This window comes from Pseudoalteromonas sp. ABV4_021 (assembly GCF_056159365.1).
Genome location: NZ_JBSWVB010000001.1, coordinates 124,808 through 140,017, shown reverse-complemented (window position 1 = coordinate 140,017; position 15,210 = coordinate 124,808). Strand labels below are relative to the sequence as shown.

12 protein-coding genes and 5 tRNA genes are annotated in these 15,210 nt (G+C 43.1%); all 17 read right to left on the bottom strand.

What is annotated here, in order from left to right; genetic code table 11:
• Positions 1–60: 60 nt before the first annotated feature.
• The 17 genes from rpoB to murB all read right to left on the bottom strand — a co-directional run bounded on the left by rpoB (position 61) and on the right by murB (position 15,127).
• Complete coding sequence (rpoB, locus tag ACXAFE_RS00660; protein ID WP_054981436.1) at positions 61–4,086, bottom strand: DNA-directed RNA polymerase subunit beta; 4,026 nt, start codon at positions 4,084–4,086, stop codon at positions 61–63.
• Positions 4,087–4,353: 267 nt separating this feature from the next.
• Positions 4,354–4,716 carry a 50S ribosomal protein L7/L12 gene (gene rplL, locus ACXAFE_RS00655; RefSeq protein WP_010562297.1) on the bottom strand — a complete coding sequence of 121 codons (363 nt, stop codon included), beginning with the start codon at positions 4,714–4,716 and terminating at the stop codon, positions 4,354–4,356.
• An 80-nt stretch (positions 4,717–4,796) separates the two neighbouring features.
• The gene (gene rplJ, locus ACXAFE_RS00650; RefSeq protein WP_054981437.1) at positions 4,797–5,291 is read right to left on the bottom strand and encodes a 50S ribosomal protein L10; all 495 of its coding nucleotides are present in this window, start codon (positions 5,289–5,291) and stop codon (positions 4,797–4,799) included.
• A 337-nt stretch (positions 5,292–5,628) separates the two neighbouring features.
• Complete coding sequence (gene rplA, locus ACXAFE_RS00645) at positions 5,629–6,333, bottom strand: 50S ribosomal protein L1 (RefSeq protein WP_010562295.1); 705 nt, start codon at positions 6,331–6,333, stop codon at positions 5,629–5,631.
• A 6-nt stretch (positions 6,334–6,339) separates the two neighbouring features.
• On the bottom strand, positions 6,340–6,768 hold the full coding sequence (gene rplK / locus ACXAFE_RS00640) for a 50S ribosomal protein L11 (protein ID WP_010387320.1): 429 nt from the start codon (positions 6,766–6,768) through the stop codon (positions 6,340–6,342).
• Between the two features lie 163 nt (positions 6,769–6,931).
• Positions 6,932–7,489 carry a transcription termination/antitermination protein NusG gene (gene nusG / locus ACXAFE_RS00635; RefSeq protein WP_010562294.1) on the bottom strand — a complete coding sequence of 186 codons (558 nt, stop codon included), beginning with the start codon at positions 7,487–7,489 and terminating at the stop codon, positions 6,932–6,934.
• A gap of 4 nt (positions 7,490–7,493) precedes the next feature.
• On the bottom strand, positions 7,494–7,871 hold the full coding sequence (secE, locus tag ACXAFE_RS00630; protein WP_010562293.1) for a preprotein translocase subunit SecE: 378 nt from the start codon (positions 7,869–7,871) through the stop codon (positions 7,494–7,496).
• A 127-nt stretch (positions 7,872–7,998) separates the two neighbouring features.
• A tRNA-Trp gene (locus ACXAFE_RS00625) sits at positions 7,999–8,075 on the bottom strand.
• A gap of 167 nt (positions 8,076–8,242) precedes the next feature.
• On the bottom strand, positions 8,243–10,324 hold the full coding sequence (gene fusA, locus ACXAFE_RS00620; protein ID WP_054981439.1) for an elongation factor G: 2,082 nt from the start codon (positions 10,322–10,324) through the stop codon (positions 8,243–8,245).
• Between the two features lie 261 nt (positions 10,325–10,585).
• Positions 10,586–11,770: an elongation factor Tu gene (gene tuf / locus ACXAFE_RS00615; RefSeq protein WP_138634216.1), complete on the bottom strand. Its 1,185-nt coding sequence runs from the start codon at positions 11,768–11,770 to the stop codon at positions 10,586–10,588.
• 138 nt (positions 11,771–11,908) lie between these two features.
• Positions 11,909–11,984 (bottom strand) — tRNA-Thr (locus ACXAFE_RS00610).
• Positions 11,985–11,995: 11 nt separating this feature from the next.
• Positions 11,996–12,070: transfer RNA gene (locus ACXAFE_RS00605), tRNA-Gly, on the bottom strand.
• A gap of 43 nt (positions 12,071–12,113) precedes the next feature.
• Positions 12,114–12,198 (bottom strand) — tRNA-Tyr (locus tag ACXAFE_RS00600).
• Positions 12,199–12,241: 43 nt separating this feature from the next.
• Positions 12,242–12,317, bottom strand: a tRNA-Thr gene (locus ACXAFE_RS00595).
• Positions 12,318–12,456: 139 nt separating this feature from the next.
• Complete coding sequence (locus tag ACXAFE_RS00590; protein ID WP_475147045.1) at positions 12,457–13,137, bottom strand: type III pantothenate kinase; 681 nt, start codon at positions 13,135–13,137, stop codon at positions 12,457–12,459.
• 2 nt (positions 13,138–13,139) lie between these two features.
• Positions 13,140–14,129: a bifunctional biotin--[acetyl-CoA-carboxylase] ligase/biotin operon repressor BirA gene (birA, locus tag ACXAFE_RS00585; protein ID WP_475147043.1), complete on the bottom strand. Its 990-nt coding sequence runs from the start codon at positions 14,127–14,129 to the stop codon at positions 13,140–13,142.
• Positions 14,117–15,127, bottom strand: a complete 1,011-nt coding sequence (gene murB / locus ACXAFE_RS00580; RefSeq protein ID WP_475147038.1) for a UDP-N-acetylmuramate dehydrogenase — start codon at positions 15,125–15,127, stop codon at positions 14,117–14,119. Before murB ends, birA begins: the two co-directional genes overlap by 13 nt.
• Between the last annotated feature and the right edge of the window lie 83 nt (positions 15,128–15,210).

The window sequence follows — 15,210 nt, the reverse complement described above, 5'->3', positions numbered from 1 at the left end:
CCAGCTATTCGTTCGCGAAAGGCGCTTTACTCTGTGTCTACAAAGCAGCGCCTAATCGGCTTATTCTTCTTCCAGCTCGATGTTGATACCTAGTGAGCGGATCTCTTTCAACAATACGTTGAACGATTCTGGCATACCAGGTTCCATCTTGTGGTTTCCGTCTACGATGTTCTTATACATCTTAGTACGACCGTTAACGTCATCCGACTTAACAGTAAGCATTTCTTGTAGTGTGTAAGCAGCACCGTATGCTTCTAGTGCCCATACCTCCATCTCACCGAAACGCTGACCACCGAACTGAGCTTTACCACCAAGTGGCTGCTGAGTTACTAGGCTGTAAGAACCAGTCGAACGAGCGTGCATCTTGTCATCTACTAAGTGGTTTAGTTTCAGCATGTACATGTAACCTACCGTTACTTTACGCTCAAACTCATCACCAGTACGACCGTCATAAAGTGTTACCTGACCACTTGAAGGGTATCCACCTAGCTCAAGTAGTTCTTTGATTTCACTTTCTTTTGCACCGTCAAACGCTGGAGTTGCGATTGGTAAACCGCCTTTTAGGTTTTCAGCTAAGCGACGGATTTCATCATCAGAGAAGCTTGCAATATCAACTTTCTGACGACAGTCACCTAATGCGTAAGCTTTAGCAATGAATTCACGTAATTCGTGAAGTTCTCGCTGTTCTTTCATCATGTCTTCTAGGCGTTCACCGATACCACGTGCAGCCAGACCCATATGTGTTTCTAAGATCTGACCGATGTTCATACGTGATGGTACACCTAGCGGGTTAAGAACGATGTCTACGGTACGACCACGGTCATCGTAAGGCATATCTTCTACTGGTACGATTGTCGAGATAACACCTTTGTTACCGTGACGACCTGCCATTTTATCACCCGGTTGAATACGACGTTTAACAGCTAGGTAAACTTTAACAATCTTAAGAACACCTGGTGCTAAATCGTCACCTTGTGTGATCTTACGACGCTTAGTTTCGAAGCGCTTGTCGTAATCAGCTTTTAATTCGTCATACTGTTCAGCTAGTTGCTCTAACTCGCCTTGTTGTGCTTCATCAGCTAGGCTTTGCGTTAGTAGCTTGTCTGCAGCAAGACCTGCAAGTGATGCTTCATCCATACCAGCAGCGATAAGTAGCTTACGAGCACGGCTTAAGACACCTTCTTCAAGGATCTTAAATTCTTCGTTGAAGTCTTTCTTCGCTTCACGAACTTGCATCTCTTCGATTTCAAGTGCGCGCTTGTCTTTTTCAACACCATCGCGAGTAAATACTTGAACGTCGATTACCGTGCCAGATACTGAGTTTGGTACACGTAATGAACTATCTTTAACGTCAGACGCTTTTTCACCGAAGATAGCACGTAGTAGCTTTTCTTCAGGAGTTAGCTGTGTTTCACCTTTAGGAGTTACTTTACCAACTAAGATGTCACCGCCTTTAACTTCAGCACCGATGTATACAACACCCGATTCATCAAGTTTGCCAAGTGCTGATTCACCTACGTTAGGAATATCAGCTGTAATTTCTTCTGGACCTAACTTGGTATCACGCGCGATACACTGTAGTTCTTGAATATGAATCGTAGTTAGACGATCTTCCTCAACTACACGCTCTGATAGTAAGATTGAATCCTCGAAGTTATAACCATTCCATGGCATGAATGCCACGCGAAGGTTTTGACCAAGTGCTAAATCACCTAAGTCAGTCGAAGGACCATCTGCAAGTACATCACCACGAACGACCGGCTCACCAACCATACACGTTGGTTTTTGATTGATACAGGTGTTCTGGTTAGAACGTGTGTACTTAGTTAGGTTATAAATGTCGATACCCGCTTCACCTGGAACGCGCTCATCTTCATTTACGTTTACAACGATACGGCTTGCATCAGCGTAATCAACTACACCGCCACGCTTAGCAACGATTGTTACACCTGAATCTTTCGCAAGTGTACGCTCGATACCTGTACCTACTAACGGCTTGTCTGCGCGTAATGTTGGTACTGCTTGACGCTGCATGTTCGATCCCATTAGTGCACGGTTCGCATCATCGTGTTCTAGGAATGGGATAAGTGCTGCTGCAACTGAGATAACCTGTTGTGGCGATACATCCATATATTGAATGCTGTCGCTAGGCATAAAGGTTGATTCACCTTTGTGACGACATGGGATTTGCTCATCAACAAAACGGTTTTCTTCAGTTAAGTTTGCATTTGCCTGCGCAATTACAAACTGGCCTTCTTCGATTGCAGATAGGTAATCAACTTCGTCAGTTACAACGCCGTCAATTACTTTACGGTATGGAGTTTCTAAGAAACCATAGTCGTTAGTACGTGCGTATGTTGAAAGCGAGTTGATTAGACCGATGTTCGGACCTTCAGGCGTTTCGATTGGACATACACGACCGTAGTGAGTTACGTGAACGTCACGTACTTCGAAGCCTGCGCGTTCACGCGTTAGACCACCTGGACCTAATGCAGAGATACGACGTTTGTGCGTTACTTCTGAAAGCGGGTTGTTTTGGTCCATAAACTGAGATAACTGCGATGAACCGAAGAATTCTTTAACCGCTGCAGAAATAGGCTTAGCATTGATTAGGTCTTGTGGCATTACAGCATCAAGATCACCTAAGCTTAAACGCTCACGTACTGCACGCTCAACACGTACTAAACCAACACGGAATTGGTTTTCTGCCATTTCACCCACAGAACGAATACGACGGTTACCTAAGTGGTCGATATCATCTACGTCACCTTTACCGTTACGAATGTCGATTAGAACCTTCATAACTGCAACGATATCTTCTTTACTTAGTGTACCTGCACCGTAACCTTCTTCGTGACCAACACGGCTGTTGAATTTCATACGACCAACTTGTGATAGGTCATAACGCTCTTCAGAGAAGAATAAGTTATCGAATAGTGCTTCTGCTGCATCACGCGTTGGTGGCTCACCAGGACGCATCATGCGGTAGATTTCAACAAGCGCTTCTAAACGATCATTTGTTGGGTCAACACGTACAGTTTCTGACATGTATGCACCGCTATCAACTTCGTTGATATACAGTGTTTCAATCTTGTTAAAGCCAGCTTTAACAAGTTCAGCCATTAACTCAAGTGACAGCTCAGCATTTGCTTCAGCTACAATTTCACCTGTGTCTTCGTTGATGTAGTTTTTCGCTACAACACGATCAATGATGTACTCGTGCGGAACTTCTAGCTGAGTAACGTTGTTCTTTTCTAGTTGTTTGATGTGACGCGCCGTAATACGACGGCCTGATTCAACAATCACATCACCAGAAGGATCTTTAATATCAAAGATCGCAGTCTCACCACGTAAACGTGATGGAACAAGCTCCATTAATACTTTACCGTCTGCTACTTCGAATGTTGTTGTTTCGAAGAACATATCTAGAATTTCTTCAGTTGAATATTCTAGTGCGCGTAAAATGATAGATGCTGGTAGTTTACGACGACGGTCGATACGTACGAATAGGTTATCTTTTGGATCGAATTCGAAATCTAACCAAGAACCACGGTAAGGAATAACACGTGCATTATATAAAACTTTACCCGACGAGTGTGTTTTACCACGGTCATTATCGAAGAATACACCTGGTGAACGATGTAGCTGAGAAACGATTACACGCTCAGTACCATTGATCACAAAAGTACCAGTATCGGTCATGAGCGGAATTTCGCCCATATATACTTCTTGTTCTTTAATGTCTTTAACTGTGCCTGGTGCTTCCTTGTCCATTAGCACTAAGCGTAGCTTAACGCGTAATGGTGCAGAATAAGTCACACCGCGGATTTGACACTCTTTAACATCAAATACTGGCTCACCAATACGATAACTTACGTATTGTAGCTCAGAATTTCCCGAGTAACTTTTGATCGGGAAAACAGAACGGAATGCTGCTTCAAGGCCGTGATTGCCTTCTGCGTCCGGACTTAAGAATTTTTTAAAGGATTCTAACTGCGTAGACAGTAGAAACGGCACATCCAACACTTGTGGACGTTTACCAAAATCCTTACGGATACGTTTCTTTTCAGAATAAGAGTAAGCCATGGGGTTCCTCAGCTTGCTGACTTTTGACCCAACTGCTCATAATAATGAACAGACTAACTTGGCACTGTGGCCAATACTGCAACACCAATTTTTTAATTAGCTAAAAACATTAAAAATCAGTTGGTTGCAAAACTAATAATTAAACAACTTAGCTAATTATTGTGCGATTGCAGAGCCGGAGCTCTACAGCGCAAAAAGGCCGGTGAATAAAAATTCACCAGCCCTTGCCTGATTTTTGGTCAGGCAGCTAATCTAGCATAAGCTAGATTACTTGATCTCAACTTCAGCACCAGCTTCTTCAAGATCTTTCTTAAGTGCTTCAGCTTCTTCCTTAGATACACCTTCTTTGATTGGTGCAGGAGCAGACTCAACAAGCGCCTTAGCTTCTTTAAGGCCAAGACCAGTTGCGCCACGTACAGCTTTGATTGCAGCAACTTTGTTACCGCCAGCAGCAGCTAAGATTACGTCGAACTCAGTCTTTTCTTCAGCAGCTTCAGCAGGACCAGCAGCAACAACAGCAGCAGCTGCAGTTACGCCGAACTTCTCTTCCATAGCTTCAACTAGTTCAACAACTTCCATTACTGACATTTCAGCAATAGCGTCAAGGATTTGGTCTTTAGATACAGACATTTCAAATTTCCTAATAATTACGAACCATTAAGGGTTCAAAAAATACTTTACACCGAAAAAGAACAAAAAACAGCTTAAAATTAAGCAGCTTGCTCAGCTTTCTGTACACGTACTGCTTCAATTGTTTTACACAATTTACCAGCAGACGCTTCTTTCATAGCGCTCATTAAGCGTGCAACTGCTTCGTCGTATGTTGGTAATGTAGCAAGCATATCTGCGTCCACAACGTTACCTTCAAAAGCGGCCGTTTTAACTTCAAAGTTTTCATTCTTCTTCGCGAAATCTTTAAAGATACGCGCTGCAGCACCTGGGTGCTCAGAAGAGAAAGCAATTAAGCTAGGACCAACTAGCGACTCATTTAGACACTCATATTCAGTACCTTCAACAGCACGTTTAGCTAAAGTGTTACGAACAACCTTCATCCAAACGCCTGCTTCACGAGCTTCTTTACGAAGGGCAGTGATAGCATCTACAGTTACACCACGAGAATCTGCAACAACTGCAGAAAGAGCACCTTTGGCAGCTTCGTTAACTTCAGCAACAATTGCTTTTTTGTCTTGAAGATTTAACGCCATGGGTGTTACTCCTGGTTCTATGGGGACAAGCCCCTGTTTACTCATCTTTTAATCAAAATTAAGATTAAAAGTGCTTTTTACGGCGAGAGCCAGAAGATTAGGAAAAATCTTGCTGGGGATTCACACCGTCTACGTAGGAGATTAAGCATACCTAATGGTTCGCACCTACGGTCTTGGACGAAAGCCTAATTTATCGCTTTTGCTTGAAACAAGCGCGAAATTATAGACTCCAACCCGAATTTGGTTTTATTGCTGAATTAAAGAAAACTTCATAACTCAACAAAATGGCGCAAAATTATAGTCTAATTTTTGCGCCATGTAAACGCTATTCTCTAAATTATACTACTTGAGTATTTAGAGTAGCTTGGTCTACAGCAACACCAGCACCCATCGTAGTAGAGATGCTTACTTTCTTAAGGAAAGTACCTTTCGCTTGAGAAGGCTTAGCCTTCTTAAGAGCGATGATTAACGCTTCAAGGTTTTCTTGAAGTTGGTTTGCATCAAAATCTACTTTACCGATAGTAGTGTGGATAATACCGTTCTTGTCGTTGCGGTAACGAACCTGACCAGCTTTAGCGTTTTTAACTGCTTCTGCAACGTTAGGTGTTACAGTACCAGTTTTAGGGTTAGGCATAAGACCACGTGGACCTAGGATTTGACCTAGTTGACCAACAACGCGCATTGCATCTGGAGAAGCAACAACAACGTCAAAGTTCATTTCGCCTTTCTTAACCTGCTCAGCAAGGTCGTCCATACCTACTAAATCAGCACCAGCTTCTTTAGCAGCATCTGCATTTGCACCTTGAGTGAATACAGCAACACGTACTTCACGACCAGTACCGTGTGGTAGTACAGTTGCACCACGTACGTTTTGGTCTGATTTACGAGCGTCGATGCCAAGGTTTACAGCAACGTCAACACTTTCAGTGAATTTAGCAGTAGCTAGTTCTTTAAGAAGAGCAACAGCTTCGTTGATTTCGTACTCTTTAGTTACGTCAACTTTTTCGCGGATTACGCGCATACGCTTAGTTAATTTAGCCATTCTCAATTACCCTTCTACATTCAAGCCCATTGCACGTGCAGAACCTGCAATCGTGCGTACAGCTGCGTCCATATCAGCAGCAGTAAGGTCAGGACGTTTAGTCTCAACGATCTCTTCTAGTTGTGCACGTGTTACAGTACCAACTTTCTCAGTGTTAGGACGGCCAGAACCAGACTTGATACCTGCAGCCTTCTTAAGAAGGTAAGATGCAGGTGGAGTTTTCATATCAAAAGTGAATGAACGGTCGTTGTAAACAGAAATGATTACAGGAACCGGTGCACCTTTCTCGATAGACTCTGTACGTGCGTTGAACGCTTTACAGAATTCCATGATGTTAACACCATGTTGACCTAGTGCAGGACCTACTGGAGGACTAGGGTTAGCCATACCAGCAGCAACTTGTAGCTTGATTAGAGCTTCAACTTTCTTTGCCATTTTAATAACCTCATTTAATGGGTCTTAGCCTTGTGCGTGCGAGGACACGTACTCAAGCGGCTTCCCAAAATTAAAAAATTCTTAGCTTTTGCTATCATCAGATAACAAAAGGCCGCTGATTATAGATTAACCAGCGGCCTTTTTCAATATGATCATTTAAGAATTATTTGTCAGCTTCAACCTGACCAAATTCTAATTCTACCGGTGTAGAGCGACCAAAAATAAGTACAGACACTTTTACGCGGCTGCGGTCGTAATCAACTTCTTCAACAACACCGTTAAAGTCAGCAAATGGACCATCAATAACACGTACCACTTCACCTGGCTCAAACAATGTAGCCGGCTTAGGTGCATCTGCATTTTCTTGCAGACGGTTAAGAATACGATCAGCTTCTTTTTTGCTGATAGGTGCAGGACGGTCAGATGTACCGCCAATGAAACCCATTACACGTGGCGTGCTATTTACTAAGTGCCAGCTTGCATCGTTCATATCCATTTCTACCAGTACATAACCTGGGAAGAATTTGCGTTCTGAACGACGTTTTTGGCCTGATTTCATTTCTACAACTTCTTCAGTCGGTACTAATACCTCACCGAAGCTGTCTTCTAGGCCTTGGATTTTAATGTGCTCAATAATTGTTTGAGCTACGCGTTTCTCAAAACCAGAAAATGCTTGTACTACGTACCAACGTAGTTTCTTTTCTTTGTTCTCATCCGCCATGGGATCAGATCTCCAATCCAGTTAAAAAGCCAACAATTCTAAATAATGCACCGTCTAGACCCCAAAGGATAAGCGCCATTACTACTGTTGCAATCATTACGATAAACGTTGTTTGAACCGTCTCTTGGCGTGTTGGCCACACCACTTTACGTACTTCTAGCTTCGCTTCTTTGGCAAACGCAATAAACTCACGTCCTTTACCCGTTAACGAGGCAACGCCCAAACCTGCGGCAATCGCTACTACTACACCAACTGCACGTAATAATACAGATTGATCTTCAAACATGTAATTGCCTACAACTGCGCCTGCTAGCAGTGCAATTGCTACAATCCATTTTAATGCATCCATTGAGCTTGATGGAGCTTCTACATTTGCGCTCATAATTAATTTACCTTAATACCAGACACAACAACCCCGGTGCTTAGACGAGGTTAATCCTTAAATCCAAACTTTATAATCTACTTAATAATAAGAAAATAAACTATCAGGTTTAGACTTCGAATTAAAGTGGCAGGGGCGACAGGACTCGAACCCGTAACCGTCGGTTTTGGAGACCGCTGTTCTACCAATTGGAACTACGCCCCTGCAAAGTGGATGCCCATTATACTGACCAATTCTTTTAAAACAAGGGTAAAAGATGCCCACTAAGCAATTATCTTAACTTTGCGATTTTCAAGATCAGCAATTTTTTATTTGTGGCAATAAAAAACCCAGCAAATGCTGGGTTTTTTTCAGAACTTAGAAAAGTTTAATTACTTATTCTTTTCTTTTTGTTCAGCAATTACTGTCTCAGCAACGTTTGCTGGACATGCAGAGTAGTGTGAGAACTCCATAGAGAACTGACCACGACCTGAAGTAATTGTACGAAGGTGACCGATGTAACCGAACATTTCTGAAAGCGGTACTTCACCCTTGATGCGAACGCCCATTGCGCCAGCTTCTTGGTCTTTGATCATACCACGACGACGGTTAAGGTCACCAATTACGTCACCTACGTTGTCTTCTGGTGTGAACACGTCAACTTTCATGATTGGCTCAAGAAGCTGAGGACCTGCTTTTGGAATAGACTGACGGAATGCGCCTTTCGCAGCGATTTCGAACGCGATTGCTGATGAGTCAACTGCGTGGAAAGCACCGTCGAATAGTTCAACTTCAACGTCTAGTACTGGGAAGCCTGCAAGAACACCTTCTTCCATCATTGATGCGAAGCCTTTCTCAACTGCTGGCCAGAATTCCTTAGGAACGTTACCACCAACTACTGATGAAGAGAAAGTGAAGCCTGAGTTTTGCTCGCCTGGCTTGATACGGTAATCGATCTTACCGAACTGACCAGAACCACCTGACTGCTTCTTGTGTGTGTAGCTGTCTTCGATTTCTTGCGTGATAGTTTCACGGTAAGCAACCTGAGGCTGACCAACAACTAGGTCTACACCGTAAGTACGCTTAAGGATGTCAACCTTGATGTCTAGGTGTAATTCACCCATACCTTTAAGGATTGTTTCACCTGAATCTTCGTCAGTTTCAACCTGGAATGACGGATCTTCTGCAACCATCTTACCGATAGCGATACCCATCTTCTCGTTACCACCTTTATCTTTAGGTGCAACAGCAATTGAGATTACCGGATCAGGGAAGATCATCGCTTCAAGAGTACATTCGTGCTTAGGATCACATAGCGTGTGACCTGTTTGAACGTTCTTCATACCTACAACTGCAATGATGTCACCCGCTTGCGCTTCAGTGATTTCGTTACGGTCGTCAGCTTGCATCTCAACCATACGGCCGATACGCTCTGTTTTACCAGTTGCAGAGTTAAGAACTGTGTCACCTTTCTTCATGCGACCTGAGTAGATACGGATGAACGTAAGTGCACCGAAACGGTCGTCCATGATTTTGAACGCTAACGCTTTTAGTGGCTCGTCTGCAGAAACAGTTGCAACTTCACCTGTTGGCTCACCAGTTTCTTTATCAGTTAACGGCTGAGGATCAACTTCAGTTGGTGCTGGTAGGTAATCTACAACAGCATCTAGTACTAACTGCATACCTTTGTTCTTGAACGCAGAACCACAGTAAGTTGGGAAGAATGCTAGTTCACGAGTACCTTTACGGATACACGCTTTGATTTGCTCTAGTGAAGGGATTTCACCTTCCATGTACGCTTCCATTAGATCGTCGTCTTGCTCAACAGCAGACTCGATAAGCATCTCATGGTATTCTTCAACTTTGTCAACCATGTCAGCTGGAACGTCTTGTACTTCATAGTTTTCAGGAAGACCTGTCTCGTCCCAAACGTATGCTTTTTTCTCTAGAACGTCTACAACACCACAGAATTCGTCTTCGATACCAATTGGTAGTGTCATAACTAGTGGGTTAGCACCAAGTACTTTCTCAACTTGACCTACAACGCGGTAGAAGTCAGCACCCATACGGTCTAGCTTGTTTACGAAGATACAACGAGCAACTTCTGATTCGTTAGCGTAACGCCAGTTAGTTTCTGACTGAGGCTCAACACCACCAGAACCACAGAATACACCGATACCACCGTCAAGAACTTTAAGTGAACGATATACTTCAACTGTGAAGTCAACGTGTCCAGGAGTATCGATTACGTTTAAACGGTGACCTTTCCACTCACACGTTACAGCTGCTGACTGGATTGTAATACCACGCTCAGCTTCCTGTTCCATGAAGTCAGTTGTTGATTCACCATCGTGAACCTCACCAGTTTTGTGGATTTTACCAGTTAACTTAAGGATACGTTCTGTTGTAGTCGTTTTACCCGCATCTACGTGGGCAAAAATACCGATATTTCTGTACTTAGATAAATCAGCCATTTCTTTACTCTAATTAATTAAAATTTTTCGCGCGGAGTATAACACTAGTTGATGACAACATCATCTAATAGTGGCTTATTTACAGCAATAAAATGTACATTTTTTAGCTTATTTAAGCTTTGAGTTTTACATTCAGCTGTTTACAGCTTGAACAATCAACGTTCAAAAAAAGCACAACACCACTGCGAATGTTAAAAATGAAAAAAACCCGCGTAACAATTTACGCGGGTTTTTCAATGCTTATGCATTAACTATCAAGAATTAGTCTTCGATAGTTGCTACAACACCAGCACCTACTGTACGGCCACCTTCACGGATCGCGAAACGTAGACCTTCGTCCATCGCGATTGGAACGATTAGCTCAACAGTCATCTTGATGTTGTCGCCTGGCATTACCATTTCTACGCCATCTGGTAATTGGATATCACCAGTTACGTCAGTTGTACGGAAGTAGAACTGTGGACGGTAGCCTTTGAAGAATGGCGTGTGACGACCACCTTCATCTTTAGATAGTACGTATACTTCTGAAGTGAACTTAGTGTGTGGCTTGATTGAACCAGGCTTACATAGAACCTGACCACGCTCAACTTCATCACGCTTAGTACCACGTAGAAGTGCACCAATGTTCTCACCCGCACGACCTTCGTCTAGAAGCTTACGGAACATTTCAACACCCGTACAAGTAGTAGTTGTAGTTTCTTTAATACCTACGATTTCTACTTCGTCGTTCACGTTGATGATACCAGCTTCAACACGGCCTGTTACTACTGTACCACGACCCTGGATTGAGAATACGTCTTCGATAGGCATGATGAATGGCTTATCGATGTCACGCTCTGGCTCTGGGATGTAAGAATCTAGTGCTTCTGCAAGCTCAACAATCTTGTCTTCCCACTCTTTCTCGCCTTCTAGTGCTTTAAGAGCTGAACCTTGGATTAGTGGTAGGTCGTCACCTGGGAAATCGTACTCAGAAAGAAGTTCACGAACTTCCATCTCTACTAGCTCTAGTAGTTCTTCGTCGTCAACCATGTCACATTTGTTCATGAATACGATGATGTAAGGTACACCAACCTGACGTGAAAGAAGGATGTGCTCACGTGTCTGTGGCATTGGGCCATCAGTCGCTGCTACTACTAGGATTGCGCCGTCCATCTGTGCAGCACCTGTGATCATGTTTTTAACATAATCCGCGTGTCCTGGACAGTCTACGTGTGCGTAGTGACGAGTTGGTGTATCGTACTCAACGTGTGAAGTTGAGATTGTGATACCACGCTCACGCTCTTCTGGAGCGTTATCGATTGCTGCGAAGTCTTTCGCTTCACCACCGTATACTTTTGCAAGTACGTTAGTGATTGCTGCTGTTAGAGTTGTTTTACCGTGGTCAACGTGGCCGATTGTACCTACGTTTACGTGCGGTTTCGAACGTTCAAACTTTTCTTTTGCCATGACGGAACCTATAAAGTTATATAACTAAAATTACATGTAAAAGTGTCTACAACAAGCGCAGACGTATTCAAATAATTGAATAAGTTTATGACAAATTAAAGGAAGTGGAAAATATTTAAGAAAGGTTGAACTCGATACTGGTGCTGATAGGCAGATTTGAACTGCCGACCTCACCCTTACCAAGGGTGCGCTCTACCGACTGAGCTATATCAGCACACCAGAAACTGGAGCGGGCAGCGGGAATCGAACCCGCATCATCAGCTTGGAAGGCTGAGGTAATAGCCATTATACGATGCCCGCTTTCGGAACCTGTTCTTAACTACCTCTAACCGTCAAGAGTAAGTGGTGGAGGGGGACGGATTCGAACCATCGAAGGCAATGCCGTCAGATTTACAGTCTGATCCCTTTGGCCGCTCGGGAACCCCTCCACAAATTCTTTTAAAGCTAGACTTTCATATAGTGAAAGTAAAATGGTGCCGACTATCCGAGTCGAACGGATGACCTACTGATTACAAGTCAGTTGCTCTACCAGCTGAGCTAAGTCGGCACGTATACTGCTTAAGTACGGGGCGAGATTCTAAGGCAAGGTTTTACGATATGCAACCATTTATTTTAAAAAAAGTTAAAGATATCGTTCAAACGTTGAAGATTTAGTCAAATCGCTGCAGTTTTATGCGGTTATCCCGCTATTTCGCATATGCAACTAACCCGCGCAACACCAAATCTTCAATGAATTCGCTATTTTCAAGATGATCTGACAGTAGCTTGCCATAACCACCTGTACACAATACACGAGTATTATCACCAAATAAGCGCCTTGCTTGCGCAACCAAACCTAAACTGGCTGCTAAACAACCATAACTTAGTGCTTCTGGCGTATTAATACCAACCGTATTTTCAAACGACACCTGTTCGCTGGCAAATACTTTTTCCGCGCGCGATGTGATTGATTCCATCATCAAGTCTATTCCTGGAATAATCCAGCCACCTTGATGTGTTTTACCGTCAACTAATACGTCAACTGTCGTTGCTGTACCAGCATCTACGATAATTGCTGATTGGTCCACATAGAGGTGGGCTGCCGCAAGCACCACAAGCCAGCGGTCAATGCCGAGATTGTGAAACTGTTGATAAGCACAACTAACCCCATTGTGCTCGGCTGACACTTTTGCAGTAATCACTTCAACCCCGCGCTCATTCGCATCGCTAATTAGATTATCAAGTTGCTGATTACTGCGAACACTGGCGATAAGCACTTGGTTAATGTCCTGCCAATTAACCTCGTGCTGACTAACAAACGTAATTTCATCATTTTCGTATAGCGCTAATTTAAGTGCGGTATTACCTACATCAACAAGTAGCTTCATTGTTACATAACCTTACGCACAGAAATTTCCCCGCCATAGTAGGTTTTTTCATTTCCGTCTTGACGTAAAATTAAACCACCCTGTGGATCAATACCTACACATATTCCTTGCCAAGTTTTTTGACCCGTGTTTAACGTGACAAGTTGCTCTGCAAAAGCATTAACATTATTCCATTCTTGACACATATCACTTAACCCTGATAGTTGATACTGGACTAACCGTTGCTCTAAACAATAAGTAAGCTGAGCGATTAACACATTTTTATCCACTTGCAAGCCAAGTCGTTTCAGATCAATCCAAGCTTGATCAATATGTTCACTGGCGTTTTCCGGCATCGCAATATTTAATCCAATACCAATAACTAAATGACATGGTCCTTCTGGTTGACCATCTAACTCAACCAATACCCCTGCTAACTTTTGGTTATTCACTAAAATATCATTTGGCCATTTTAAACTAACTTGCAAGCCATAGAGCTTATGTAAGCAATCAAATACAGCTAAACCAACCGCAACACTGACACCCATAGCAGCTTGTAAACCATCATCAAGTAACCAGTAGTAGCTGTAATAAAGGTTAGCGCCAAAGGGTGATTGCCAAACTCGGCCACGCCTTCCACGCCCCGCGTTTTGCATTTCAGCTACAACAACAGTTCCGGATGTAACCGCTTGCTTACTTGCAATACGCTGCATTAACTCAGTATTCGTAGAGTCGATACTTGCAAACGTTTCGAAGTTACCAATCCGCCCTGATAATTTTTGGTATTCGTTTTCAACTACTGATCTCGCAATCAAACCGATATCTTGTTTAAGACAATACCCTTTGTTATTTACTTTATAGATATCTAGGCCGAGCTCACATAGTGACTTAATATGCTTTGCTACCGCCGCACGACTTATGCCTAGTTGCTCACCAAGATGTTGACCAGAGATAAACTCGCCCCCTTGCAGCGCTTGCAATACGGCAAGTTTAGTGCCTTTTATTTGCGACATGCTTCAACCTCAACTTTGGTTTCACCAGTTTTAGCAACAAGGCGAACTTCATGTTCAAGTACAACACCGAATTGTGAGAACACCTTACTTTGAATATGCGCTACCATTGCCAACAGCTCATCACTTGTTGCAGTGCCAGTGTTAATCAACACTAAAGCCTGTTTATTACTCACCTGCACACCGCCCATCTTAAACCCTTTTAGCCCTGCTTTTTCGATTAACCAACCGGCGGCTAATTTTGTCGTATTTGCGCAAACGGGGTAAGTAGGCATATTTTCATACTGCTTATGTAAGCTGTCGATTAACGTATTTGGCACAATAGGATTTTTAAAAAAGCTACCACTGTTTGCCTCAACTGCAGGATCGGGTAGTTTGCTTGAACGAATTGCAATAACAGCTTGCATTACTTGTAGCGCACTTGGCGCATTCAGGTCTTGCAATGGTCCATAAGCTAATTGAGGTTGCCACGCTTTTGTCAGCGTAAACTCAACCGATGTAATCACAAACTTGCCTAGCAAGGCATGCTTGAAAATTGAATCTCGATATGCAAATTGGCACTGTGCGGCGGTTAATGTTTGATATTCATCCAGCTCAATATTGTAGCCTGATATACTTGTGACTAAATCTTTTACTTCTACACCGTACGCACCAATGTTTTGTACCGGTGCAGCACCAACTGTGCCCGGAATAAGCGCCAAATTTTCAAAACCATAAATACCCTGCTCCGTACAATCGGTCACTAATTGATGCCAATTTTCACCGGCGGCAACGTTTAAGATATACGCGTCGGTGCTTTCTGAAATCTCTATTCCTTTATTCGCGATTTGAATTATCACCCCTTGGTAATCATCGACAAATACCGTATTACTCCCCTCACCGAGCACAATAAATGGCGCTTGCCAGTCTATTGTTTGTAGCTCAGTGGCGTCTTCAATGCGTATTAAGCGCTTTGCATATGCCGATAAAGCGAAAGTATGGAGTTGAGATAATGAAATCAAAAGTAATTCTCAAGGTAATAACAATGAAAGTACGCACATATTAACGCATTCTTTTACTCGACGTATAGAAATGCGTATTATTG

Bases quoted from the DNA above. Each gene is read 5' to 3' on its own strand.
- rpoB (WP_054981436.1), bottom strand. From the start codon at position 4,086: ATGGCTTACTCTTATTCTGAAAAGAAACGTATCCGTAAGGATTTTGGT.
- rplL (WP_010562297.1), bottom strand. From the start codon at position 4,716: ATGTCTGTATCTAAAGACCAAATCCTTGACGCTATTGCTGAAATGTCA.
- rplJ (WP_054981437.1), bottom strand. From the start codon at position 5,291: ATGGCGTTAAATCTTCAAGACAAAAAAGCAATTGTTGCTGAAGTTAAC.
- rplA (WP_010562295.1), bottom strand. From the start codon at position 6,333: ATGGCTAAATTAACTAAGCGTATGCGCGTAATCCGCGAAAAAGTTGAC.
- rplK (WP_010387320.1), bottom strand. From the start codon at position 6,768: ATGGCAAAGAAAGTTGAAGCTCTAATCAAGCTACAAGTTGCTGCTGGT.
- nusG (WP_010562294.1), bottom strand. From the start codon at position 7,489: ATGGCGGATGAGAACAAAGAAAAGAAACTACGTTGGTACGTAGTACAA.
- secE (WP_010562293.1), bottom strand. From the start codon at position 7,871: ATGAGCGCAAATGTAGAAGCTCCATCAAGCTCAATGGATGCATTAAAA.
- fusA (WP_054981439.1), bottom strand. From the start codon at position 10,324: ATGGCTGATTTATCTAAGTACAGAAATATCGGTATTTTTGCCCACGTA.
- tuf (WP_138634216.1), bottom strand. From the start codon at position 11,770: ATGGCAAAAGAAAAGTTTGAACGTTCGAAACCGCACGTAAACGTAGGT.
- ACXAFE_RS00590 (WP_475147045.1), bottom strand. From the start codon at position 13,137: ATGAAGCTACTTGTTGATGTAGGTAATACCGCACTTAAATTAGCGCTA.
- birA (WP_475147043.1), bottom strand. From the start codon at position 14,129: ATGTCGCAAATAAAAGGCACTAAACTTGCCGTATTGCAAGCGCTGCAA.